The 25,112-nt window shown below is 64.0% G+C and carries 13 protein-coding genes; 8 read left to right on the top strand and 5 right to left on the bottom strand.

The window, feature by feature from the left end:
- Window positions 1-90: 90 nt before the first annotated feature.
- From O7A70_RS24835 to O7A70_RS24825, 3 genes are all read right to left on the bottom strand, one after another.
- Entirely contained in the window at window positions 91-1,749 is a 1,659-nt protein-coding gene (locus tag O7A70_RS24835; protein WP_140502334.1) for an ABC transporter substrate-binding protein, read from the bottom strand.
- Window positions 1,750-2,001: 252 nt separating this feature from the next.
- Entirely contained in the window at window positions 2,002-8,058 is a 6,057-nt protein-coding gene (locus tag O7A70_RS24830) for a translocation/assembly module TamB domain-containing protein (RefSeq protein ID WP_337142750.1), read from the bottom strand.
- 2 nt (window positions 8,059-8,060) lie between these two features.
- Window positions 8,061-9,989: an autotransporter assembly complex protein TamA gene (locus tag O7A70_RS24825; RefSeq protein ID WP_337142749.1), complete on the bottom strand. Its 1,929-nt coding sequence runs from the start codon at window positions 9,987-9,989 to the stop codon at window positions 8,061-8,063.
- 280 nt (window positions 9,990-10,269) lie between these two features.
- Here O7A70_RS24825 and O7A70_RS24820 point away from each other — a divergent pair, with 280 nt between their 5' ends.
- From O7A70_RS24820 to O7A70_RS24790, 7 genes are all read left to right on the top strand, one after another.
- Window positions 10,270-15,750 carry an alpha-2-macroglobulin family protein gene (locus O7A70_RS24820; RefSeq protein WP_337142748.1) on the top strand — a complete coding sequence of 1,827 codons (5,481 nt, stop codon included), beginning with the start codon at window positions 10,270-10,272 and terminating at the stop codon, window positions 15,748-15,750.
- 93 nt (window positions 15,751-15,843) lie between these two features.
- On the top strand, window positions 15,844-17,949 hold the full coding sequence (gene pbpC, locus O7A70_RS24815) for a penicillin-binding protein 1C (protein WP_442921208.1): 2,106 nt from the start codon (window positions 15,844-15,846) through the stop codon (window positions 17,947-17,949).
- 204 nt (window positions 17,950-18,153) lie between these two features.
- Window positions 18,154-18,903, top strand: a complete 750-nt coding sequence (locus O7A70_RS24810) for a M15 family metallopeptidase (protein WP_337142746.1) — start codon at window positions 18,154-18,156, stop codon at window positions 18,901-18,903.
- A 213-nt stretch (window positions 18,904-19,116) separates the two neighbouring features.
- Window positions 19,117-20,145: a sulfate ABC transporter substrate-binding protein gene (locus O7A70_RS24805; RefSeq protein ID WP_337142745.1), complete on the top strand. Its 1,029-nt coding sequence runs from the start codon at window positions 19,117-19,119 to the stop codon at window positions 20,143-20,145.
- 22 nt (window positions 20,146-20,167) lie between these two features.
- Window positions 20,168-21,019 carry a sulfate ABC transporter permease subunit CysT gene (cysT, locus tag O7A70_RS24800; RefSeq protein WP_337142744.1) on the top strand — a complete coding sequence of 284 codons (852 nt, stop codon included), beginning with the start codon at window positions 20,168-20,170 and terminating at the stop codon, window positions 21,017-21,019.
- Complete coding sequence (gene cysW, locus O7A70_RS24795; protein ID WP_337129272.1) at window positions 21,012-21,896, top strand: sulfate ABC transporter permease subunit CysW; 885 nt, start codon at window positions 21,012-21,014, stop codon at window positions 21,894-21,896. Before cysT ends, cysW begins: the two co-directional genes overlap by 8 nt.
- Window positions 21,897-21,908: 12 nt before the next feature.
- A complete protein-coding gene (locus O7A70_RS24790; protein ID WP_337142743.1) occupies window positions 21,909-22,949 on the top strand; it encodes a sulfate/molybdate ABC transporter ATP-binding protein in 1,041 nt (346 codons plus the stop codon).
- Window positions 22,950-23,014: 65 nt separating this feature from the next.
- Here the strand turns inward: O7A70_RS24790 and O7A70_RS24785 are convergent, their stop codons facing one another.
- Both O7A70_RS24785 and O7A70_RS24780 read right to left on the bottom strand, forming a co-directional pair.
- Window positions 23,015-23,491 (bottom strand): GNAT family N-acetyltransferase, encoded by a 477-nt coding sequence (locus O7A70_RS24785; RefSeq protein ID WP_337142742.1) that lies wholly within the window; start codon window positions 23,489-23,491, stop codon window positions 23,015-23,017.
- Complete coding sequence (locus tag O7A70_RS24780) at window positions 23,491-23,772, bottom strand: type II toxin-antitoxin system TacA family antitoxin (RefSeq protein ID WP_027141564.1); 282 nt, start codon at window positions 23,770-23,772, stop codon at window positions 23,491-23,493. The genes O7A70_RS24785 and O7A70_RS24780 overlap by 1 nt, the downstream gene beginning before the upstream one ends.
- A gap of 247 nt (window positions 23,773-24,019) precedes the next feature.
- Between O7A70_RS24780 and O7A70_RS24775 the strand changes: the two genes are divergently transcribed.
- On the top strand, window positions 24,020-25,003 hold the full coding sequence (locus O7A70_RS24775) for a sulfate ABC transporter substrate-binding protein (protein WP_337142741.1): 984 nt from the start codon (window positions 24,020-24,022) through the stop codon (window positions 25,001-25,003).
- The last annotated feature ends 109 nt before the right edge of the window (window positions 25,004-25,112 follow it).

The raw sequence follows: 25,112 nt of genomic DNA, 5'->3' as shown, positions 1-25,112 counted from the left end.
CGACGTCACGCCGCCGCTGCATCCAGTGCAACGGCGACGATCCCGCGAATTCGAGGGGCCAGTCGCCCCTCGTATTCGTCAAGCTGTGGGTCACGCCTGATCGAGCCAAACCTTGCCGAAGTCGTGCTCGTAGGTGGGGTGCATCGAGTGGTTCTTCACCTCGGGCTTGATGTTGATGTAGAGCTTGCGCCAGTAAGGCTGGATGATGATGCCGGACTCCTGCAGCATCGTCTCGATGTCCTTCATCACGACCTTGCGCTTCTCCGCATCCGCGATGCCGAGGGCCTCGTTGACCTTCTTGTCGAAGTCCGGATTGGCATAAGCCGTCTCGTTCCAGGCTTCGCCGGAGCGGTAGGCGATGGCGATGACCTGGATGCCAAGCGGACGCATGTTCCAGTTGGTTTCCGAGAACGGGTATTTCGTCCAGTCGTTCCAGAAGGTCGAGCTCGGCAGCACGGTGCGCTTCACCTTGATGCCGGCCTCGCGCAGCTGGGCCGCGATCGCGTCGGTGGTGTTCTTGTGGTAGTCCTCGTCATTGCTGATCAGCTCGTGCTCGAAATCGATCACGCCGGCTTCCGTCAGCATCTGCTTGGCCTTGGCCATGTCGCGCTTGATCTTCGGCAGTTCCACATATTCCGGATGGATCGGCGCGACATGGTGGTTTTCGGCCGGCGTGCCGGCATTGCCATAGCCGAGCTGCAGCACGACCGAATTATCGACGGCGAGGCACATCGCCTGGCGCACCTTCTGGTCGCCATAGGGCTTGGCATTGATGTTGAAGCGAGAGACCACGGTGGCCGCGGTCACGACTTCCGAAGCCGGCGCACCGACACCTTCGATGATCTTGACGTAATCGGCCGTGGTTTCGTGGTTGGTCTGCACTTCGCCCGATTCGAAGGCCGAGACCGTCGCGGCCGGATCGGTGCCGTAGTCGATGAACTCGACGCCATCGAGGAAGGCTTCGCCCTGCCACCACTTGCCGGTCGTGCGGCGCTTGTAGACCACCTTCTGGCCGACGTCATAGGAGACGAGCTCGAACGGACCGGTGCCGATCGGGCAGTTCTTGAAGTTGGCGCCCTTCTCGTCGAAGGTCTTGTGGACGACGAGGCCGGGATAGTCGCACAGGTTCGGGATGATGGCGATGTCGGGCTTCGACAGCTTCAACTTGACGGTCATGTCGTCGACCTTGGCGATCGCCCCTTCGCGCAACTTCTTGGTCGTCTCATCGACGAGACTGCCAAGGCGTCCCGGCATCGAGTTGCCTTCCGCTGATTTGTCGGCCCAGCGGGTGAAATTGTAGATCACGTCATCGGCGGTGAACTTGTCGCCATTGTTCCATTCGACGCCAGGCCGCACATGCAGCGTGTATTCGGTGGCGTCGTCGTTGATGTCCCAGCTTGCCAGCAGATATGGCGCGAAGGTGTACTCTTTGGTGTATTTCACCAGCGGCTCGAGCGCCTGGCGCTCGGCGTTGGAAATCTCGGACCAGTCTGCTGTACGCGGATCCTTGGGATCCTTGACGGACATGGCGACCTTCAGCACGCCGCCCTTCTTGCCTTGGACGTCCTCGGCCTTGGCCGGGGTCGGAGCGGCAAGGCCGAGCAGCCCGTAGGCCATGGCCGTCGAGGCGCCGAAGACGCTGGCGAGCGCGAGGAATTCGCGGCGGTCGACCTTGCCCGACTTGGCTTCTTCGGCCATCGCCAGGATGTGATCCGGAACGCTGTCGCCATTGCTCTTATAGATTGTCATGACTAACTCCCATTGTTGGCTTTCCGCCGATTAACATTCCGCATCCAGGCCATGATGTCAAAGACGACATGGATTGGGAACATGTTAGCGAATGTGCAACTTTGAAAGGGGGGCAGTTCGCGTGATAGCGACAGTCTTGGCGCAAAATTGCTAGTGCGCCCAGATTTCGCCAAAATCTCTTCGGGCGATTAAACTGAGACATTCGCACTGGTTACGACAGCGCCAGTTGCGGCCAGGACGAGGGCCAGGCCGTCAATATTCCTTCTCGTAGAATATTCCGCCCTTGGCTTCGCCGGCGTCCGTCGCCTCGCCGCGCAATTTGACGCCGCGCCCGACATTGAGGTCGATGGTCGCCTTGCCGGAACCCGGCTTGTCGCCCTTCTGGATGGTCACATAGGTGCGGTCGTTGAGATACTTGCCGGCCGAGACCGCGGTGCCCCCCTTGTCATCGGTGATGACGTCGAGATCGTCGACACCGATGGCGCCGCGCAGATTCTCCAGTAGCGACGTCGAGCCGCCGACACCAGCCAGTTGGCCGGCCGCTTCTGCCAGTTGCGCGATCTGCAGCGGCGACAGGTTGGACATCGACCGCCCGAAGATCAGTTGCGCCAGCACTTCATCCTCCGGCAGCGCCGGCACCGAACTGAAGGTGAATTTTGGATTGGTCGCCTCGCCCGACACCACGATGGTGACGGTTGCGCCGGTCGTGGTCGTCGTCGCCGTCAGGTTGAGATAGGGCACCAGCGAGCCGGAGAATCCGACCGTGCCTTCGGTGAAGGTCAGCCGCTTGCCAAGGATCGACAGCCGGCCACGCTGCAAGGTGAAGGTGCCGACGGCTTGCGGCGACGATGCCGGGCCGGTCAGTTTGAGCGAGCCGCCGAGTTCGGCGTCGACACCCCTGCCCTGGATGAAAATCTGGTTCGGCGCATTGACAGTGACGTCGAGCGCAAAGCCGCTGCCACTGCTCTTGCCGCTGCTCGTCGCCGGGCGCAGCGCCTTGTCCTGTGCCCTGACCGCACCCGGCGCGTTCTTGTGCTTGACGTCGAGTGCCGAGAGCGAGCCCGGCAATCTGTCCGGAACCGTGATGACGGTCTTGGCCAGGTTGACGGTGCCGGCAATGGCCGGTGCAGAAGTCAGCGGCCCCTTGATCGTCAGGTCGCCGCCAAGGTTTGCGGTCACCACGCGTCCATCCGTGTAGCGGCCATCGGTGAGCTTGATCGACAGGTCGGCCGGGAACCCTTGCGCCGGATTGATGCCGACCGTACCGCTGGCCGACAGGCTGCCGCGCGTCGACAGCGTTCCGGTCAACCGGTTGATCCTGGCAACGCCGTTGCCTATCGAGACGTCCGCCGCGATATCGTTGACCGCAAGGCCCGAGCGTGCGTCGACCAGCCGCGCGCCCGAGGTTTTGACGCTGCCGCCGATCACGGGCGATGTCGCCGGACCGCGCACCTGGACATTGACGTTGGCGTTGCCGGTCAGCGCCAGGCCCTGCGCGGCAAGCTTCTCGCCGAGGAGGCCGAATGGCACGGCACCGTTGAAATCGAGCGCCAGCGCGGGCGTGCCCGCCGTCGTCACCGTGCCGCCGCCCTTGAGGCCAAGGCCGGCTCCATCGCTGATATTGGCGTCGAACGTCAACTTGTTGCCGGCAAAGGTACCCGACGAGGAAACACTGACCGCGCCGACGCCCGCGCCACGGGTCTGCGACGTCTGCACGCCGGCCGCGTCTATCTTGAAGGCAACGGCGGGGCTCGCCGGTGCGCCCGTAACCTTCACCGTGCCGGAGATGGAACCCGCGGCATCGAGACCGGGTGAAAAACTGTTGGCGAGCGACATCGGCACGCGCGCCAGTACTGCATTGATGTCGAGCGCCTGCCCGACCTTGCCGGTTACCGTCGCGGTGCCGCCGCCAAGGTTGAGCACCAGCCTGTCAAGCGTCGTCGTGCCGTTGGCGATGCTGACGGTCGAGGCCTGGGCGATAGCTGCCTTGATGCCTTGGACGGTCGCCTGCCCCGAAGCGAGTTCGATCGTGGTGGTGCCGCCGGCCACCTTCACGCGGCCGGCGGCCCTCGCCGGAATGCCCTTGACCGTGGCGCCGCCGGAAAAGCCGGTCCAGTCGCCGTCGCGCTTCAAATCGACATCGATGCCGCTGATCACGGTGCCGCCCGATGTGACGGTGTCGGCGTGGATCTTCCCGGAGATGACTGGCGCGGCGAGATAGTTGGCGATCAACGCATCGATGGAAACGGCCTTCGCCTGGAGGTCGCCACGCGTGATCGAGGCGGTAGCCGCCTTGATGGCGACCTGGGGCGCCGCGCCATTCCTGGAGAAGGCGATCGTGCCGCGCACATCGCCCTCTGCCTTTTCAAGGGCCAGCGCTGCGAGCGGGCCGATATCGGGCAGGTCGAGCGAGATGGTGCCTTCAGGCACGAACTTGTCGTCCAGCGCCAGATCGCCTGAAATCCTGTTCTTGCCAAGCGAGAGGAGCAGGCCGTTGATGGCGCTCTTGCCGTCCGCCGTTGCCAACACGGCACTCCCCTGCAGCGCCTGGCCGGCGACAATGCCGGTGAGCTGCACATTGGCTGCAGGGTTGGCGGCATCGGCCTTGCCGGTCGCCGTGAGCTTCAATCCGGTGATCTCGCGCGATGCCACCGAGAGCTTGTCGCTGTTGACGGTGAGCGACAGGTCCGGCGCCATGGCCGGTCCTTGCGCACTCAGCGCAAAAGCGATGGCGCCCTTGGCATCCTTCGACAATGGCGAGATGTCGCTCAGCGTCCCCCTAATGTCGGCGGTCACCTTGTTGTCGGCAAGGCTTGCCTGGCCGTCGGCACTCAGCGCGCCCGAAGTGAGCTTCAATCCACCTATGTTGAGATTGCCGTTGGGCTCGCGCTTCAGCGTGGCGCTTATCTGGGCGCGGTCGCCAAGCATGCCGCGTGCCGCCGCCGGCAGGGCCGACGATGGCGCATCCGCCTTCAGGTTGAGATCGACGGCACCGTCACGCAGCGAGACCTGGCCAGCGACCTGGCTGCTGAGCGCATCGCTTTTCAGCGTGCCGCTGTCGATGGCGACGGCGTCGGCGCTCAGCCGGGCGTTGAGCGCCGCCGTGACCTTGCCTGCGATGAGCGGCGCGATCGTTGCATTGTCGAGCCCAACCTTGTCCACCGACACCGTTCCGGAAACCGGCCCGGCGCGGTTCCTGAGATCGAATGCGTCCGAGTGCAGCGTCAGGGTAAGTCCGTCCACCTTCGCAGGGTTGGTGACGACCGAGGGCAGGATCGCGGAAAAGTCCAGCCGGGCATGCGTGCTTTCGCCCGCAATTTTGGCCGACACTGATCGGACCTCGAGCTTGACCGGGCTCTCGATACTTCCGACCGTCAGCGGCAGGCTGGGGCCGGACGAGGTCAGATCGATCGCGAAATCGCTGGCCCCGTTCGGGTTGATGGTGCCGGCGGCCTGGCCGGAGACCTTCTCGCCGGAGAGGGTGGCACGGTCGAGGGCGACGCCGCCGGCAATGGTGTAGCTGCCGACCGCATCGACGGCGAGTGGGCCGAGCCCTGCCTGCCGGGTCTGGCTGGTCTCGGCGCCGGCCAGTTTCGCGTTGAACCGGATGTCGGGAGCTGCCGGGGCGCCGCTCACTTCAGCGATACCATCAAGCGTTCCCGTAGCATCCAGGCCCGGCAAAAACGCATTGGCAAGCGTGGCAGGCAATGCGGAGACCTGTGCCGCCAGATCGAGCGTCTCGCCGGCGCTGCCCGAAAGCGCCACTTTGCCGCCGCCAATATCGAGCGCCAGCTTCTCGATGTTGGCTGTGCCGTCGGCGATGGTCAGAGCCGACGGTTCGGCAATCGCCGCCTTGATCCCGCGAATAGTGGCGTCGCCCGAGGCAATCTCGACGCTGGTGGTGCCCTCGGCGATCTTCACCCGGCCGGCAGCGGTCGCCGGAATGCCCGCGATTGTGGCGCCGCCGGTGAAATTGGTCCAGTCGCCGTCGCGCTTGAGATCGACGCCGATGCCGCTGATTTCGGTGCTTCCCGAAGTGACCGCATCCGCCTTGATGGTGCCCGAGATCGCCGGCGCCTTGAGATAATTGGCGATCAGCGCATTGATGGCGATCGCTTTGGCCGTCACCTCGCCACGCGCGACCGACGTGCTCTTGGCATCGATGGCAATGGAGGGTGCGTCGCCGTCCTTGGCGAAGAGGATGGTGCCGTTGATGTCGCCGGTCACCGCCTGGCCGGCGAGCGCGGCCAATTGGTCGATTGCCGGCGCGGCGAGCGTCAGCGTTCCCAAGGGCATGAACTTGTCGTCGAGCGCCAGGTCGCCCGAGACCTTGTTGTCGCCCAGCGAGACCAGGAAGCCGTTGATCGAACGCTTGCCCTCGCTGGTCACCAGGGCAGCCTTGATGTCGAGCGGCTGGTCGTTGACGGCACCGGTCAGTGAGACGTTGGCGGAAGGGCTCGTTATGTCGGCCTTGCCGCTCGCGGTCAGCTTGATGGCCTTCACCGTGCGGCCCGAAGCGGTCAGGCTGTCGCTGTCGGCGCTAACAGTGAAATCCGGCGCGGTGATCGCGCCGGTCGCCGACAGTGCGAAATCGACCCCGCCGGTAACCGGCACGCCGACCGTCGGCGACAACACTGAAACGTCACCCAATTTGCCCTTGATGTCGGCCTGGATGTCCGTGCCTTGCATGCTGGCCGTACCGCTGGCGCTGAGCGATCCCGAAGTGAGTTCGATCGAGTTCGCGGCGAAAGAGCCCTGCGGATCGCGCGATGCCGTGGCCGAGAATTTCACCCGCCCGCCGAGCACCGAGGCGATCTGCTGCGGGAACGCGGTCGCCACGGCATCGGCGTTCATTTTGAGCTGCATCGACATGTCGGCGAGCGCTACCGTCGCCGTCAGCGACGCGTTGAGCGCATCGGAGCGCAGCGTACCCTGATCGATGGCAACAATGGCGTCCTTGCTGATTGAACCGGCCAGATCGACATTGACCTTGCCGGTGACCAGCGGCGCCAAGGTCGCGACGTCGGTTTCCAGGCCGCCAGCCTCCAGCTTGACGGCAACCGGGCCGGCGCGGTTCTGGATATCGAAACCATCGGAATGGATTTGCGCCGCCAGATCGTCCAGCCGCGTGCCGCCGACGACGATCGAAACGAAGGACGCGCCAATGTCGACGATCGGCGCCTTGCCGTCGCCGAAGGCCCGCGCGGTGGCGTTCTTGATCGCCAGCGTGATCGGCTGCGCCTTGCTGCCGACGCTGATCACCACGGGCGGACCCTTGGCGGCGAGTTCGACCGACAGGTCGCTGGCGCCGGCGGGATCGGCAATACCGGAGGCGGTGCCGTGCACCGCATCGCTCTCGATGCTGGCCCTGTCGATGCTGATGCCGCCAGCCGATGTGGCGGTACCCGCGATATCGAAGCTGGTCTTGCCGGCAAACAGCGACTTCAGGTTTTCCGGCAGGAAGCGCGCAAAATCGCCGTCGCCCTTTGCCTCGACATGATTGCCCTTGTCGGTGAGTTGATGGCGGCCGGTGAGCTGGGTGACGATCCGATGGTCGACGAGGAAAGTACCGACACCACTCCAGTTGGCAAGCGGTCCGCTGCCCAAAACCGCGATATCGACCGGTGGCGCATCCGGCAGCTTGAGCAGGTTGGCAATGATGCCGCCGGCCGGCTCCGACGCCTTGAGGTCGAGGTCCAGCTTGTTGTCGGTGGGTGCGAAATGGATCTTGGCATCGACATTGCCCTGTTTACCGTCGTGGCGGGTGACGTTGAGCACCGTCTGGACCGCCAGTGGCGCGGCATCGGCCTTGAGCATTCCCTTGGCTGCGAGCTCCGCGATGCCGCTGCCGGCCAGCTGCTCGCCAAGCGCGATTTCCGGCAGGTCGATCTGCTTGATGTCGATGGAGACCGGCAGCGTCGTCGTGCCGCTTTGCGCCGGCGGCTGCGTACCGGCCACCGGCAGCCGTGCCAGTTCGATGCGCTCGGCCGCGATGCGATCGGCGCTGAAGCTTTTCGACAGCAGCGCCGTCGGCGACCAGTCGACGGCTACCTTGCGCGCCACCAGCCACGCGCCCTCGCGGTCCTCCAGCACGACATGGTCAACGCTGAGATTACCCGACCAGATGCCGTCGATACCGCTGACGGTAACCTTGCGATCATCGCTCGAGGCCAGCCGCGAAATGATGCCGGCGAGGTTGTCGCGCCCGCGCTCGGTCTTGGTCAGCACGACGAGCGCGCCGATCGTACCCGCGACCACGATCAGCAGCGTGTAGAGGACAATGCGAAGGATGCGCCAGACCGTTTTCATCGTCAGAACGCCTGGCCAATGCCGGCATAGATGCCGAAATGCGGGTCGCCGGGATCACGGTTGAGCGGCACGGCCGCGTCAATGCGCAATGGTCCGAACGGCGTGACATAGCGAAGGCCGACGCCGGCACCGACCTTGACGTCGGAGAAGTTGGGAACCGACTTGGTCGACACCGTACCGGCATCGACGAAGGGCACGATGCCGATCGTGTCGGTGACGGCGATGCGCATCTCCACCGAGGTCTCGAAGAACGACAGGCCGCCGATCGGCTGGCCCGTGAAATCCTTGGGACCGATGCCCTGATAGGCATAGCCGCGCACAGAGCCGCCGCCGCCGGAATAAAAGCGCCGGTCCGCCGGGACGCTCTGCAGCCCGGCACCGACGATCGAGCCGATGGCGACACGCTCGGCAAGCACGAATTTCGAGGCCGTGTCCAGCGACTGATAGGCCGATCCCTCGCCCTTCAGCTTGAGGAAGGCGGCACCACTCAATATGTCGTAGCTCGGCTCGGCATAGGCGAGCACCCTGAAGCCCCTGGTCGGGTTCAGCCTGCTGTCCCTGTTGTCGTAGACATATTGCAGCGGAATGCTGGCGATCAGGTAGGTGTGCTTGCCGAAAGCGTCGTGGATGCGCGAATAATCGAGCGCGACCTCGGCCGATACGGTCTGCCTCTTGTCGAGTTCGTAGGACAGGCCGGTGCTGCCCTTGACCGAGAAATGGTCGTATGCGTCCGGATGCTCGAGCACGGTCTTCACGCTGGCGAAGAATTTCGACGCCGGCCCGATGACGCCGGGTTTCTCGAACATGATTCCGGCATTGTAGTTCAGTTCGGACAGATTGTTGCTGCCGATGCCGCTAATGGCGCCGTCGATGCGCAGCTTTTCGGCACGGCCAAACAGGTTGCGATGGCCCCAGTACCCCTCCAGGCCAAGCCCCTCGGTGTTCGAGAAGGTGCCGCCGAGCCCGAAAAAGCGCGGCTTGCGCTCGCTGACCTGGACGTCGATCGGGATGTTGCCTTCGGCGTCGAGCTTGTCGGCTTCCTTGAACGTCACGCTGTTGAAGACCTCGAGCGCCAGCAGCCTGTCGCGCGCGTCGCTGATCTCCTGCGGCGAGTACTGCTTGCCGCGCTTCAGCCCGGTCATGTATTCGGTGAAGTCGCGGTCGACCTTCTCGGTGCCTTCCACGGTGGTCGCGCCATAGCCGGCGACCGGCCCGGCTGCGACCGTCAGCGTCACGTCGAGTGTCGAGGTGGCATGGTCGGCGGCGATCTGCCGGTCGGTCACCCTGGCCAGCGGCCTGCCCTGCTCCTTCAGCGTCCGCACGATCAGCGCCTCGGCCTTCAGCACCGCGCCCGATCCGGCGTCGCCACCAGATATCAGCCCATAGTCGGCGCTCATCAGCCCCGCCGCGTCGCCCTCCAGCCTGATATTGCCAAGAGTGAATTTGGGGCCGGCGGCGACAGTGATCGCCACCGGAATGGGCTGCGGGCCCTTGAATTCGGCGTCCGGCGGCAGTTCGTCGAGCGGTTTGCCGTCGATGGTGATGGTGACGACGCCTTCATAACGGGCATCGGCATAAAGTGCGGCGACCAGCTGTTCACGGTCGCTGCGCGCCTTGGCCATCAGCCCGAGCGAGCCCGAAACCGGCCGGTCCTCATCGCCTTTCAGCGCCGAGGCGTTTTCGAGCTTCTTGACGAGGTCCTTGTCGGCATCGGGTGCGGAGATGGTCACCGCGTAACGCAGGGGATCGGCAATATCGGCGTCCTCGTCGCTGGAGGATCCCCACAGCTTGATGCCGAAAAGCTCGAACGCGGCCGCGTGCCTCGACTCGCAAAGCAGCGCCGACGAACACAGCATCGCCAAAAGCAGGGCGCGCGGAAGCACGCGCCTTGGCGCGGTCCCTCCTGACATCTGCTCTTCATGCGCCGGCATTAAGACAACCTAGTTCGTAAACCTAAAATTGGAATGAAGTTCTGAAGCGCTCGTAAAGGGGCCACAATCCAATTGTCTGAAATAGGACGGGCTTGGAATTCACACCTTCTGCGTTTCCGCAAGAATGCGTGATCCCCTGTCCTATGGAGGTTACTGTCCGCATACCGGTCCTTGGCCGGAAAATAAACCGTTGGCAGGCGGCACCTGCCGCGTTCGCGCGTTGACAAGCCTGACTGAAGCTTGATCATGCCCGGACGTCTGCAATTGTCTGGAGGGTGTAATGGCAATGCGCGCGGCTCGTGGTCTGTCGATTCTCGTCCTTCTCTTCTTTGCCTGGGGCAGCGTCGCGCAAGCGGCCGAGGCCCGGCGAATCGCAACGACCGACAATTCCGACTATTTCGGTTTCGACCTCAGGTCGGACCAGAACGTCACGCTCGACCAGTGCAAGACGACATGTCTCGGCGATCCGGCCTGCCGCGCCTTCACCTACAACACCAAGGCCAAATGGTGCTTTCTCAAATCCGACTATAACCAGTTGAAATCCTTCACCGGCGCGATCGCCGGCAAGGTCGTCAACATCGACGGCGATCCCGATATCGGCGCGCCGCCGGAACTCGCCTTCTTTCCCAACTGGATGGCCGACCAGGCCCAGCAATATCGCAACAAGCTGCTTGGCCCGGCCTTCGACAAGCCGACGGAGGGCATGGCGGCGCTGACCAATGCCGCCGAACAGGCCGTATTGACCGGCGACCATCGCGCCGCCATGCAGAAATACGAGGCCGCGGTCTCGGTCATGCCTGACGATGGCCAGCTCTGGCTCAGGCTGGCGCGCGAAACGCTGGCCGTGCAGCCTGCCGCGAACACCTCCGAAGCCTCGACTTTGCCGGCAAACGGCACGTCGGCCGCCTTCAACGCCTATAAGCTGCTACGCACCACCAAGACGCGCGCCGAAGTGCTGGCGCTGCTCGGCAATGGTCTCGACAAGCGCGATCTCTACCGGCCGGCGTTGCAAGCCTATGAGGCCAGCCTTGCGCTGGAAAGCGCGCCCGCGGTGCAGGCCGACTATGCCGATCTGAAGGCCCGCAAGGGGTTCCGCGTCATCGATCACTCCGTCGATGCCGACACCAGCGCACCGCGCATCTGCGCGCAATTCTCCGAGGATCTGGTCAAGACCGGTGTCGACTACACGCAGTTCGTCACCGTCGACAACGCGCCGCCCAAGGGCGTCGAGGCCAAGGACAAGCAGATCTGCGTCGAAGGGCTCGAACACGGCCAGCACTATGACGTCACCTTCCGCGCCGGCCTGCCGGGGGCGATCGGCGAAGTGACCGCCGCCCCCGTGGTGCTGTCGATCTACGTGCAGGACCGCGCGCCGTCCGCCCGCTTCACCGGCGACAGCTTCGTGCTGCCGGCCGGCGCGCGCCGCGGCATCCCGGTCGTCACCGTCAACATGAACGCCGCCGAAATGAAGCTCTACCGCATCGGCGATCGTTCGCTGGCGCAGCTTCTGTCGGGCTATCAGTTCCTGCACCAGCTCGACGGCTATGACATCTCCAACATTTCCGAGCAGATGGGCGCGCCGGTCTGGCAGGGCCAGCTCGACATCGTCAACGACCTCAACAAGGAGGTCACCACCTCGTTCCCGGTCGACGAAGCGCTGCCGCAGCGCAAGCCCGGCGTCTACGTGCTGACCGCGCAGCCCGTCAACGACAAGAGCGACGATTACGGTTCGCTGGCCACGCAGTGGTTCGTCGTCTCCGACATCGGCCTGTCGACCTATACCGGCCAGGACGGGCTCAATGTCTTTGCCCGTTCGCTGGGCAGCGCCAAGCCGATAGCGGGCGCCGAACTGACGCTGGTTGCCCGTAACAACGAGGTTCTCGGCACCGCGACATCGGATGTGAACGGCCACGCCGTCTTCAACCCCGGCCTGACGCGCGGTGACGGCGGCATGGTGCCGGCCGTGCTGATGGCCAAGCACGGCGACAATGATTTCGTCTTCCTCGACATGGCCAAGGCCGGCTTCGACCTGTCCGACCGTGGCGTCACCGGACGCGCCGCACCGGGCGCGCTCGACGTCTATGCCTGGACCGAACGTGGCATCTACCGCGCCGGCGAGGACGTCCACGTCGCCGCCCTTGCCCGCGACGGTGCGGCCAAGGCGGTCGAGAACCTGCCGCTGACCTTCATCTTCTCGCGCCCCGATGGCGTCGAGGACCGCCGCATCGTCAGCGACGGCGCCTCGGCCGGCGGCCACGCCGTCGACCTGCCGCTCGAACCCAACGCCATGCGCGGCACATGGTCGGTGTCGATCTACACCGATCCAAAGCAGCCGGCGGTTGCCAGCCAGATGTTCCTGGTCGAGGATTTCGTGCCGGATCGCATCGAATTCGACATGAAGGCCGACAAGCAGGAGATTGCGCGGGGCGAAACCGCCAACATCAACATTGACGGCCGCTTCCTCTATGGCGCGCCGGCGGCGGGCCTGGCGCTGGAAGGCGAACTCACGCTGTCGACGTCGCGCGACTGGGACCGCTTCCCCAACTTTTCGTTCGGCCTCGCCGACGAGCAGTCGGCGGAGCCCACGGTCACGCCGCTCACCGATCTGCCGGTGGTTGGCGATGACGGCAAGGCGACCTTCCCTGTTACCGTCGACCAGTTGCCCTCGACCACCAAGCTGGTCGACGGCAAGGTGACGGTGCGCATGCGCGAAACCGGCGGCCGCGCCATCGAGCGCTCGCTCAACATCGGCATCCGCCCGCAAGGCCATATGATCGGCATCCGTCCGGACTTCGCCGACGGTGAAGTGCCACAAGGCGGCACGGCCAAGTTCAGCCTGATCGCCGTCGATCCCGACGGCAAGCGCGAGGCACTGAAAGGCGCGCAGTGGACGCTGGTCAAGGTCGAACGCAATTACCAGTGGTACCGCTCCAACAATTCCTGGAACTACGAGCCGGTGAGCTTGACCAAGTCGATCGCCAACGGTCAGGTCGACCTCGGCGCCGATGGCGACGCAACCGTCTCCGTACCGGTCGATTGGGGCCAGTACAGGCTCGAGGTCGAGACATCGGACCCGGAGGGGCCCGCCACCAGCTATGAGTTCGACGCCGGCTGGTATGTCGCCTCGACCACCACAGAAACGCCCGACGGCCTGGAGATTGCCCTGGACAAGGACAATTATGCCGCCGGCGAAGTGGCCAAGCTGAAAATCTCGCCGCATTTTGCCGGCGAACTTCTGATCAACATCGGCTCCGACAAGCTGCTGAAGACCATCACGGCGACCGTGCCGGCTGGCGGCAGCACCGTCGACATCCCGGTCGGTGACGACTGGGGCGCCGGCGCCTATGTCACCGCAACCCTGTTCCGGCCGGGCGATGCGCAGGAAACGCGCATGCCCGCCCGCGCCATCGGCGTGAAATGGCTGACGGTCGATCCGGGCGCCAAGAAGCTCGCCATCACGCTCACGCCGCCGGACAAGACCGTGCCGCGCCGGCAGCTGTCGATCCCGGTTTCCGTGGCCGGCGTGCAGCCGGGCACCAACGCCTATGTCATGGTTGCCGCCGTCGATGTCGGCATCCTCAATTTGACCAACTACAAGGCGCCGGATCCGGAGAACTGGTTCTTCGGCCAGCGCATGCTGGGCATGGAGATCCGCGACATCTACGGCCGCCTGATCGATGGCTCGCTGGGCACCGCCGGCAAGCTCAGGACCGGTGGCGACGGCGCCAACATGCAGGCGCAAGGCAGCCCGCCCACCGAAAAGCTGGTCGCCTTCTTCTCCGGTCCGGTCCTGCTCGACGCCGATGGCAAGGCACGGATCGACTTCGACATTCCGCAGTTCAACGGCACCGTGCGCGTCATGGCCGTCGCCTGGACCAAGGAGGCGGTCGGTCATGCCCAGTCGGACGTGATCGTGCGTGATCCCGTAGTGATCACCGCCGGCCTGCCGCGCTTCCTGGCGCCTGGCGACAATGCCGTCATGCGGCTCGACGTGGCCGACACGGACGGCCCCGCCGGCGACTATGCGCTGTCGATCGACACGACAGGCGACCTGTCGACAGGCGAAAAGCCCCTGCCCCAGAAGCTGACGCTCGCCCAGGGCAAGCGCCAGACCTTGACGGTGCCGCTGATCGCAAAGACGGCGGGCAATGCCTCGCTCACCATCAAGCTGGCCCACGCCGACGGCACCAAGGTCGAGCAGACGCTCTATGTGCCGGTGCGCCCGGCCCAGTTGCCGGTCACCACACGCCTTGTGGTCGATCTCAAGGGCAACGGCGGCGCGTTGCGCGTCGACAAGGAACTGCTGGCGGCAAGCCTGCTTGAGGGCGCTTCGGTCAGCGTCGGCGTTTCGCAGGCGGCGGCCTTCGACGTACCTTCACTGCTGATGACGCTCGACCGCTACCCCTATGGTTGCGCCGAGCAGACCACCAGCCGTGCCATGCCGCTTCTCTATGTCAACGAGATGGCATCGGGCATCGGCATGGAAAGCGACCCTGACCTGCACGGCCGCATCCAGGATGCGATCTACAAGGTCCTGAGCTACCAGTCCTCGAGCGGCAGCTTCGGCCTGTGGGGTCCTGGCTCCGGCGATCTGTGGCTCGACGCCTATGTCAGCGAGTTCCTGACCAGGGCGCGGGAGCAGAAATACGACGTGCCGGCTCTTGCGATGAACCAGGCCCTGAACAACCTGCAGAACTCGCTCGGCTACGACCAGAGCGTACAGGACCGTGGCAGCGAGATCGCCTACGCCCTCTATGTGCTGGCTCGCAACAAGAAGGCCTCGATCGGCGACCTGCGCTACTACGCCGACACCCAGCTCGAAGCGTTCTCGAGTCCTATGGCCGTTGCCCAGCTGGCGTCGAGTCTGGCGCTCTATGGTGACACGCAGCGTTCGGAGGCGACGTTCAAGACCGCGCTGCAGCTCGCCAAGTCGAGCACCGACTACGACTGGTACCGCTCCGACTACGGCTCGGCGTTGCGTGACGGCGCGGCGATGCTGTCGCTGGCGGCGGAATCGAAGCCGGTATCGACGATCGTGCCCGAACTGATCAAGCTGGTGACCAGGAAACGCGCCGAAGTCCGCTGGACCAGCACGCAGGACGATTCCTGGATGCTGCTGGCGGCCCGTGCGCTGAAGGAGGGCAATGATTCGATCACGCTGACCGTCAATGGCGCGCCGCATTCCGGCGGCTATTCCAACCAGGTCAACGGCTCGGAACTGGTCGACAGCCCGCTCGAAATCGCCAACACGGGCAAGACCCCGCTGCAGGCCGTCGTCACCACGGTGGCGTCGCCGATCCAGCCCTTGCCGGCCGGCGGTGACGGCTTCACCATCGCCCGCACCTACTACAAGCTCGACGGTACCGAAGCCAATGTGACCGAGGCCACCCAGAACGAACGCTATGTCGTCGTGCTCAAGGTGACGGAACAGAACAGCTGGCCGTCGCGCCTGCTGGTCACCGACCTGTTGCCGGCCGGCTTCGAGATCGACAATCCAGGCCTCGTCTCCAGCGCCCAGCTGTCGAACTTCTCCTGGCTGGCACAGACCGACGCCGCGCATCTGGAATTCCGCGACGACCGCTTCGTCGCGGCATTCAACCCGGCCGACGGCGACCACGACCACAATCTGACGCTTGCCTATGTCGTGCGCGCCGTGACGCCGGGCACCTACGCCCATCCGGCGGCAACGGTGGAGGACATGTACCGGCCGCAATATTCGGCCCGCACCGCCACCGGCATGATGGAGATCAAGGCACCGTAAGGTGCCGGTGGAAACGATCATGCACATGGCGGTTGCGTTCATCACAGCTACCTTCTCCCCCTCCCTATACGGGGAGAAGGTGCCGGCAGGCGGATGAGGGGCAGCGCCATGCTCTCCAAGAGAATCCTTTGCCGGGCGGTCATTGCTGGAGCGTCCCTAGCCGGACTCGCGGCAATCGCCGTCGCCGCGCTTTGGGAGCTCGACCGCGCCTTCCCGCCCCCGCTTCCTGAAAAGCTCACCGTCTCCACCGAAGTCCAGGACCGCGACGGCCAGCTGTTGCGCGCCTTCGCCACCCCGGACGGCTACTGGCGGCTCGAAACCCGGCTCGATCAGGTCGACAAGCAGTTCGTCGACATGCTGGTCACCTATGAGGACAAGCGTTTCTGGGACCATGAGGGCGTCGATGTGCTGGCGCTGGCCCGCGCAGCCGGCCAGTTCGCCACCAGCGGCCATATCGTTTCCGGCGGCTCGACTCTGTCGATGCAGCTCGCCCGCCTGATCGAGCCGCGCGAGAGCCGCAGCCTCGGCTCCAAGATCAAGCAGATGTTGCGCGCCATCCAGATCGAGCGGCGGCTGTCGAAGCGCGAGATCCTCGAGCGTTACCTGACACTGGCGCCCTATGGCGGCAACCTGGAGGGCGTGCGCGCCGCTTCGCTCGCCTATTTCGGCAAAGAACCGAAGCGGCTGACCGTTTCCGAGGCCGCCCTTCTCGTCGCCCTCCCCCAACTGCCGGAAAAGCGCCGGCCTGACCGCAATCTCCAGATCGCCCACGCAGCCCGCGACCGTGTGCTCACCCGCATGGTCTCATCAGGCCTGATCGGCGAACGCGAGGCGGCACGCGCGGCACTCGACGATGTGTCGGGGCTGCGGCGTACCTTGCCGGCGCTTGCCGCGCATGCCTCCTATGCGATGCTCCCCAAGGCCGTCCCCGGTCAGCCGCTCAAGCTGACGATCCGCAAAAGCGTCCAGCAAGGACTGGAACAGGTGGCGCGCGACGCCGCCACCAAGCTCGGGCCGCGTCTCTCCGTCGCCATGGTGCTGGCCGACGCCCGCACCGGCGAGATTTTGGGCGAAGTCGGCTCGGCCAATTTCTTCGATGCCAGCCGTTCCGGCTGGATCGACATGACCAAGGTCGTGCGTTCGCCCGGCTCGACGCTGAAGCCGTTCATCTATGGCCTCGCCTTCGAGCAGGGACTGGTGGCGCAGGAAACGCTGATAGAGGATAGCCCGGTCGATTTCAGCGGCTACAGGCCGAAGAATTTCGACATGGGCTACCAGGGCGATGTCAGCATCCGCCAGGCGCTGCAACTGTCGCTCAACGTGCCGGCGATCCGCGTGCTCGACGCGGTCGGCCCGGCGCGGCTGACAGCGCGCTTCCGCCAGGCGGGCGTCAACCCGATCTTGCCGGTCAACGAAGCGCCGGGCCTGGCCATCGGCCTCGGCGGCGTCGGCGTCACGCTGCGCGACCTCGTCCAGCTCTACACAGGGCTCGCCAATGGCGGCAAGACGCACTCGCTGCGCGACGGCACCGAACCGGCCAACGCCGTGAGTTCGACCACCACCATCCTCAACGACCAGGCCAACTGGCAGATCATCGACATCCTCTCGGGTGTGAAGCCACCCGAAGGCGCTTTGCAGCGTGGCATCGCCTACAAGACCGGCACTTCTTACGGCTACCGTGACGCCTGGTCGGTGGGCTTCGACGGCCGCTATGTGCTGGGTGTCTGGGTCGGCCGGCCCGATGCCGGCGCGGTGCCGGGTCTTTCCGGCTATGTCTCGGCCGCTCCGATTCTGTTCGAGGGCTTTGTTCGCTCGGGGCTGGCGACCGTGCCGCTGCCGGGCAAACCGCCTGGCGCCTTTACCCCCAAGCGCGAGGACCTTCCGGTGACGCTTGCCCGCTTCGGCGCCGGCGCGGATGGCCTGGTGCAGGCGACGCCGACCGAACCCGCGCCGACCATCATTTTCCCGCCGGACGGCGCCCGCGTCGATCTCGCCACCAATTCGGCCGACGCCTCGCCGCTGGTGCTGAAATTGCAAGGCGGCCGCGCGCCGTTCCGCTGGCTGGCCAACGGCAAGCCCCTCATCGGCCTCGACCGCCGCCGCACCGCCACCTGGCAGCCCGACGGCGCGGGTTACTCGACGCTGACCGTCATCGATGCGGCTGGACGAGCGGCGAGTGTGAAAGTGTTCGTTGAGTAGAGTGCGCCAAGGGATTCAGCGCATTGGCTTTTTGAGACGGGGGATAGAAGGATAGCTCGCCTGACGCCTGGTGCGAGGCGCCCCCCTCTGGCCTGCCGGCCATCTCCCCCTCGAGTGGGGAGATCGGACTTCCTCGTTGATTTCGCCAACGTTCGACGACGGAGCTCGGCGTCAAAGTTGCCGATCTCCCCCCTTGAGGGGGAGATGCCCGGCAGGGCAGAGGGGGGCCTGCTTGGCTATGCCCTGCGCCAGGTTGCCGCCATTCTCGTCACATTGCTGACGGTCATCCACTCTGCCTGCGCCGATCCCCTCCCTGCCGGCTTCGTCCGCCTCTCCGATATCGCCACATCCATCCGCCAGGACATTCGCTACGCCAGCTCCAACAATTTCCTGCACCGCAAGGTGAACGGCTATAACGCACCTGTCTGCATTCTCACCGAGGAGGCGGCGAAGGCACTCTCCAGCGTTCAGAAGGCGATGATCGCCAGGGGCATGACGCTGGTCGTGTTCGACTGCTACCGCCCTGCCCGCGCGGTGGCCGACATGGGCGATTGGACGACCGCGGGTGGACCGCCGGATCCGCAGTGGTATCCGAGGGTCAAGCGCAGCGACCTCATCACCGAGGGCTACGTCGCCCTGCAGTCGGCACATTCGCGCGGCTCAACCGTCGATGTTGCTATCGCGCCTGCCGACAGTCCGTCAGTGCCGAAACCGGCCAGCGGCGCTGTCGATGCCGACACCCTCGATTTCGGCACCGGCTTCGATTGTTTCGACACGATGAGCGAGACCGCGCATCGCCCGCTCGGCACCGAAGCGGCGGCAAACCGCAAGCTGCTCGTCGATGCCATGCGTGCTGGCGGGTTCAAGAACTATGCCCGCGAATGGTGGCATTTTGCGCTCGCCCACGAGCCATTTCCCAAGCAGCGCTTCGATTTCCCCGTGACCGCCGAGTAAGCTGCCCAATGCAGACTTGCCCGGCAGCCGTGCATCCCTAGATAGGCCGGATGGCGGACCGACTCCGGTGCGGAGCAGCTGCAAGGAAAATATTTTCCCATTGCCGCGACAGATCGCCGAAGATTTTCTTCAGGAAGGCAAAAAAGGCAAACATTCAATGCATCTTATTTCTATCAATTCGGTAGATTTGGCGCGGGTTCAACGGAGGCAGAAATGACCAAACCTCATTTCCGGAAACTGCTCGGCGCACTGGTCGCCACATCTGTCCAGTTCGGCACGCTCGGTTTCGCGTTTGCCGACACCACCATTCTCAACGTGTCCTACGATCCGACGCGCGAGCTCTATAAGGCCTATGACGAGGCCTTCGCCGCCCATTGGAAGGCAGAGACCGGCGAGACGGTGACCGTCCAGCAGTCACATGGCGGATCGGGCGCCCAGGCCCGCGCCGTGATCGACGGCCTGGACGCCGATGTGGTGACGCTGGCGCTCGAAGGCGACATCAACGCCATCGTCTCCAAGTCAAACAAGATCAATCCCGACTGGCGCACCAAATTTGAAAACAATTCAGCGCCTTACACCTCGACGATCATCTTCCTTGTCCGCAAGGGCAATCCCAAGGGCATCCACGACTGGAACGACCTGGTCAAGGACGGCACGCAGGTGATCACGCCCAACCCCAAGACCTCGGGCGGCGCGCGCTGGAACTATCTCGCGGCCTGGGCGTATGCCAACGCCAACGATGGCGGCGACGAAGCCAAGACCAAGGAATTCGTCGGCAAGCTCTACGCCAATGCTCCCGTGCTCGACACCGGCGCGCGCGGCTCGACCGTGACCTTCGCGCAAAAAGGCCTGGGCGACGTGCTGATCGCCTGGGAAAACGATGCCTATCTGGCGCTCGACGAGTTTGGCGCCGACAATTTCGACATCGTCTATCCGCCGACCTCGATCCTGGCCGAGCCGCCGGTGGCAGTGGTCGATGCCAATGTCGACGCCAAGGGCACGCGCAAGGTGGCCGAGGCCTATCTGAGCTACCTCTATTCCAAGGAAGGCCAGACCATCATCGCCAAGAACCACTACCGGCCGTCCAAGCCCGATCTGGTTCCGCCCGAGGATCTCGCCAAGCTGCCGCCTATCAAGCTGATCACCATCGACGACCCGCTTTTCGGTGGCTGGAAGAAGGCCCAGCCTTATCATTTCGGGGACGGTGGTATATTCGACCAGATCTACAAACCGGCCCAGTGAACTAAACCTAGATCGGGACGACATGACCACAGCACCCGCGCAGGCGGGGTGGCGGTTCAGACAGCCGAGCGTCATTCCGGGTTTCGGATTGACGCTCGGCTTCTCGCTTGCCTACCTCACCCTCATCATCCTCATCCCGCTGTCCGGGCTGATCTGGCGTTCGGCCGCTCTCGGCTGGGCCGATTTCTGGGCCATCGCCACCGATCGCCGCACGCTCAACGCACTTGAAATCAGCTTCGGCACCGCCTTCATCGCGGCTGTCGTCAATGTCGTTTTCGGCACGCTCGTCGCCTGGGTGCTGGTGCGCTACCGTTTTCCCGGCCGCCGCATCGTCGATGCCATGGTCGACCTGCCATTCGCACTGCCGACGGCGGTGGCTGGCATCGCGCTGACCACGCTCTACGCGCCGAATGGCTGGATCGGCAAAATACTGATGCCGCTCGGCATCAAGGTTGCCTACACGCCGCTTGGCATCGTCATTGCGTTGATCTTCATCGGCCTGCCCTTCGTTGTACGCACCGTGCAGCCGATCATGGAAGAGATCGACAAGGAAGTGGAGGAAGCCGCCGCCACGCTTGGCGCCAGCCGCTTTCAGATCATCACCCGCGTGCTCTTTCCAGGCCTGGCGCCGGCCATTATCACCGGCTTCTCGCTGGCCTTCGCGCGCGGCGTCGGCGAATACGGCTCGGTCATCTTCATCGCCGGCAATTTGCCCTACAAATCCGAGATCGCGCCGCTTTTGATCGTCATCCGGCTCGAGGAATACAATTACCCGGCGGCGACCGCGATCGCGGCAATCATGCTGGCGTTGTCGTTCATCATGCTGTTGATCGTCAATCTGGTGCAGACATGGAGCCGCAAGCGCTATGGCTGAACCCGAGATCAAATCCTACGAACCGTTCCATGAAAGCCGCTCGGCGGCGGTGACCGAAAGCCGGCCGGCACGGGCCGTGCTGATGACCGTCGTCTTCGTCTTTCTCGCCGTCTTCCTGTTGCTGCCGCTGATCATCGTTTTCAAGGAAGCCTTCGCCAAGGGCGTTGGCACCTACCTGGAATCGCTGAGCGATGCGGACACACGTTCGGCGATCCGCCTGACCTTGCTGGTGGCGGCGATCTCGGTACCGCTCAACATCGTCTTCGGTATCTCGGCCGCCTGGGCGATCGCCAAGTTCGAATTCAAGGGCAAGGCCTTCCTGACCACGTTGATCGATCTGCCCTTCTCGGTCTCCCCCGTCATTTCGGGTCTGGTCTACGTGCTTCTGTTCGGCGCCCAGGGGCTGCTCGGCGAGTGGTTGAAGGCACACGGCATCCAGATCTTGTTCGCCGTGCCGGGCATTGTGCTGGCCACCGTCTTCGTCACCTTCCCCTTCGTCGCCCGCGAACTGATCCCGCTGATGCAGGAACAGGGCAATGGCGACGAGGAAGCGGCTCTTTCGCTCGGGGCCAATGGCTGGCAGACGTTCTGGTATGTGACCTTGCCCAATGTCAAATGGGGCCTGCTCTACGGCGTGCTTCTGTGCAACGCGCGCGCCATGGGCGAGTTCGGCGCGGTTTCGGTGGTGTCGGGCCACATACGCGGCCTGACCAACACCATGCCGCTGCATGTCGAAATCCTCTACAACGAGTACAATGCCGTCGGCGCTTTCGCCGTCGCCTCATTGCTTGCCGGGCTGGCGCTCGTCACGCTGATCTTGAAAACTCTGCTCGAGATGCGCTACGGCGCCGAACTCGCCGCGACGCGCGGACATTAGAAGGTTCATTGCATGGAAGTTCGCGTTGCCAATGTGCGCAAGGAATTCGAGCGGTTTCCGGCGCTCCACGACGTGTCGCTCGACATCAAGTCGGGCGAACTGATTGCGTTGCTCGGACCGTCCGGCTCCGGCAAGACGACCTTGCTCAGGTTGATCGCCGGCCTGGAGCGCCCGACGCGTGGAAACATCTTCTTTGGCGACGAGGACGCGTCGCAAAAGTCGATCCAGGAACGCAATGTCGGCTTCGTCTTCCAGCACTACGCGCTGTTCCGGCACATGACGGTGGCCGACAATATCGGCTTCGGCCTCAAGGTGCGGCACGGGCCGACGCGGCCGCCGGCGGCCGAAATCCGCCGCCGCGCCTCCGAGCTTCTCGATCTCGTCCAGCTGTCGGGTCTGGAAAAACGCTATCCGGCGCAACTTTCTGGCGGCCAGCGCCAGCGCGTGGCGCTCGCCCGTGCCATGGCCATCGAACCCAAGGTGCTGCTGCTCGACGAGCCGTTCGGCGCGCTCGATGCGCAGGTGCGCCGGGAACTGCGCCGCTGGCTGCGCGAAATCCATGACGCTACCGGCCACACCACCGTCTTCGTCACCCACGATCAGGAAGAGGCGCTGGAGCTTGCCGACCGCGTCGTGGTGATGAGCCAGGGCCGTGTCGAGCAGGTCGGCACCGCCGACGACATCTACGACACGCCGAACTCGCCCTTCGTCTACGGCTTCATTGGTGAATCGAGCTCGCTTCCGGTCAAGATCGAGAATGGCGAGATCTGGCTCGCCGACCGTCCGATCGGATTGTCGGCGCCGCACGCGCCCCACGGCGATGCGATGCTGTATTTTCGCCCGCATGATGTCGAACTGCTGGACGGCTGCAGCGGCTGCATCGCCGGCACCGTGGCCGCCAGCCGCCGCGTTGCCGGCACACGGCGCGTCGAGCTCGAAATCGGTGGCGAACGCCAGCGGGTCGAGATCGAACTGCCGGTCGATCATCCGGCGGCACAAAAGAGCCGGGTGGCATTCCGGCCGGGGCGCTGGAAGCTGTTTCCGGCTGCATAGCGATCGGACCACTGTGAATCTCGTCACCAGGGAATATCCTGGTCCGGTGGCGGTCGCTTACCCTTTCATCTGGCCTTCAACGACAACACCAAGGTCATGGGATTTTTCGGGGAAGCCGCAAAGCCGTAGTGCTCGTAAAAGGCTTTCGCTTCATCCGATATGGCATGAACAAAAACTCCGCGAATCCCCAGGATCGTCGCGGCTTGACCGGCGCGCAGGACGGCGTCTTGCAGAAGCGCCGCACCCAGCCCCTTCCCTTGCCAGCTTGCATCCACCGCGAGACGTCCGCGCACGACCATTGGAATGGGATCCGGCATGTTGCGGCGAATGATGCCGGGCGCTTCCGCCAGATCAAGCCCGCCCGAAGACAAACAATAGTAGCCGACAACGCGTGTGCCTTCCGCCACCACATAGGTCCGCGATGCGCCACTGACCTGGTTGGCCCGTGCCCGACGGCGAAGCCATTGATCGAGGCTTTCTGTTCCGCTTTGGAAAAATTCGAGATCGTGGTGTTCCGCCAGCGGCGTGGGCGCCGATGGCATCAGTCCCGCCAAGGCCTGGGCACGTCCATAAGGCGTGCAAAACCTTCCCCGCTTGGCGGTTCATCGAGGATGTCGAGATAATGCCGGTAACTCTCGGGATCCACCTTGATCAATGTTTGGTCGAGCAGCGTATCCTCGGCCGCACGATAAGCGGCATCGATCATGAAGTCGGAACGGGTCTTCCCGCGTATCTTTGCGGCACGGTCAATTAGTATACGTATGTCCTCTCGGATGCGCAGATTGACGGGCTTGGCGTGGGTTTCGGGTGCGGCTTTCGCCATGGAAGACTCCTTTCGAACATCATAATATGGGGCATACACAATGTGTATCCATTTGTCGCCTCTCTCGGAAGAGACTGAAGAGGACCGGCCTCAAAAAAGATGACTCCACGTGAAAGAAAAAACTACGATGTGCGTGTGTGGGAAACGGTTTTCTAGCAACAACCGCCAAGCCCTGAATCTATGCCTCGCCGCTCCTCTGCGCCCCGGCTATGGTCCAGTAATAGAGCATGACATCCGGAGCCTTTTCATGAAGCGATTTTTCATCGGCGTCGCCGCCGCCGGCATCCTCCTCGCATCCTCCCAAGCCTGGTCGGCCGACAAGCTGCTGAACGCCTCCTATGACGTCGGCCGCGAACTCTTCGTGCAGGTCAATAAGGCCTTTATCGCCAAGCACCCGGGTGTGAGCATCGACCAGTCGCATGCCGGCACTTCCGCGCAGGCGCGCGCCATCGCCGAAGGCCTCGGTGCCGATGTCGTCACCTTCAACCAGGTCACCGACGTCGACTTCCTGGTCAAGAAGGGCCTCGTCTCGGCCGACTGGCAGAAGGATTTTCCCGACAACGCTTCGCCCTTCTATTCACTGCCTTCGTTTCTCGTCCGCGCGGGCAACCCCAAGCACATCAAGGACTGGAACGATCTCGTGCGCGACGACGTGCAGGTGATCTTCCCCAACCCGAAAACGTCTGGCAATGCCCGCTACACCTATCTGGCGGCCACCGCCTACGCCAAGGAAGCCTTCAAGGGCGACGACGCGAAGGTGAAGGAATTCATCACCAAGCTGTTCAACAACGTGCCGATCTTCGACACTGGCGGGCGCGCAGCGACCACCACCTTCGTGCAGCGCGAGATCGGCGACGTGCTGATCACCTTCGAATCCGAGACACGCGGCATCCGCAAGGAATATGGCGACGACAAATTCGAGCAGGTCACGCCTTCGGTCAGCCTTCTGGCGGAATTCCCGGTGGCGATCGTCGACAAGGTCGCCGACGAGCACGGCACGCGCGATCTGGCCAAGAGCTACCTCGACTTCCTCTATACACCCGAAGGCCAGGGCATCGCCGCCGACAATGGCTTGCGCGCACGCGACGCGGCTGTCGCGGCCAAATACAAGGCCGATTTTCCGGATGTGCGCCTGCTGACGGTGGAAGACGTCTTCGGCGGCTGGGACAAGGTCCAAAAAGAGCATTTCGCCGCCGGCGGTCTGCTCGATCAGGCTTACGGCAGTCGGTAAAGTCTCCGCTGCCCGATAGAAAGATCGAGGAAAGCCGGCTTTCCTCGTTTATTCAGCCGATAGGGTAAAGCCGGCACCCTTCGTGCAAAACGTTACAAAGAATCAACGC

The sequence above is a fragment of the Mesorhizobium sp. Cs1299R1N1 genome, from assembly GCF_037179655.1.
Taxonomy (GTDB): Bacteria; Pseudomonadota; Alphaproteobacteria; order Rhizobiales; family Rhizobiaceae; genus Mesorhizobium; species Mesorhizobium salmacidum.
This window is presented reverse-complemented; position numbering and strand designations above follow the sequence as displayed.

Excerpts from the sequence above, each read along its gene's own strand:
- O7A70_RS24775 (WP_337142741.1), top strand. The coding sequence starts at position 24,020 with ATGAAGCGATTTTTCATCGGCGTCGCCGCCGCCGGCATCCTCCTCGCA.
- O7A70_RS24785 (WP_337142742.1), bottom strand. The coding sequence starts at position 23,491 with ATGCCATCGGCGCCCACGCCGCTGGCGGAACACCACGATCTCGAATTT.
- O7A70_RS24790 (WP_337142743.1), top strand. The coding sequence starts at position 21,909 with ATGGAAGTTCGCGTTGCCAATGTGCGCAAGGAATTCGAGCGGTTTCCG.
- O7A70_RS24810 (WP_337142746.1), top strand. The coding sequence starts at position 18,154 with ATGCCCGGCAGGGCAGAGGGGGGCCTGCTTGGCTATGCCCTGCGCCAG.
- O7A70_RS24820 (WP_337142748.1), top strand. The coding sequence starts at position 10,270 with ATGGCAATGCGCGCGGCTCGTGGTCTGTCGATTCTCGTCCTTCTCTTC.
- O7A70_RS24825 (WP_337142749.1), bottom strand. The coding sequence starts at position 9,989 with ATGCCGGCGCATGAAGAGCAGATGTCAGGAGGGACCGCGCCAAGGCGC.
- O7A70_RS24805 (WP_337142745.1), top strand. The coding sequence starts at position 19,117 with ATGACCAAACCTCATTTCCGGAAACTGCTCGGCGCACTGGTCGCCACA.
- cysT (WP_337142744.1), top strand. The coding sequence starts at position 20,168 with ATGACCACAGCACCCGCGCAGGCGGGGTGGCGGTTCAGACAGCCGAGC.
- O7A70_RS24830 (WP_337142750.1), bottom strand. The coding sequence starts at position 8,058 with ATGAAAACGGTCTGGCGCATCCTTCGCATTGTCCTCTACACGCTGCTG.
- pbpC (WP_442921208.1), top strand. The coding sequence starts at position 15,844 with ATGAGGGGCAGCGCCATGCTCTCCAAGAGAATCCTTTGCCGGGCGGTC.
- O7A70_RS24835 (WP_140502334.1), bottom strand. The coding sequence starts at position 1,749 with ATGACAATCTATAAGAGCAATGGCGACAGCGTTCCGGATCACATCCTG.
- O7A70_RS24780 (WP_027141564.1), bottom strand. The coding sequence starts at position 23,772 with ATGGCGAAAGCCGCACCCGAAACCCACGCCAAGCCCGTCAATCTGCGC.
- cysW (WP_337129272.1), top strand. The coding sequence starts at position 21,012 with ATGGCTGAACCCGAGATCAAATCCTACGAACCGTTCCATGAAAGCCGC.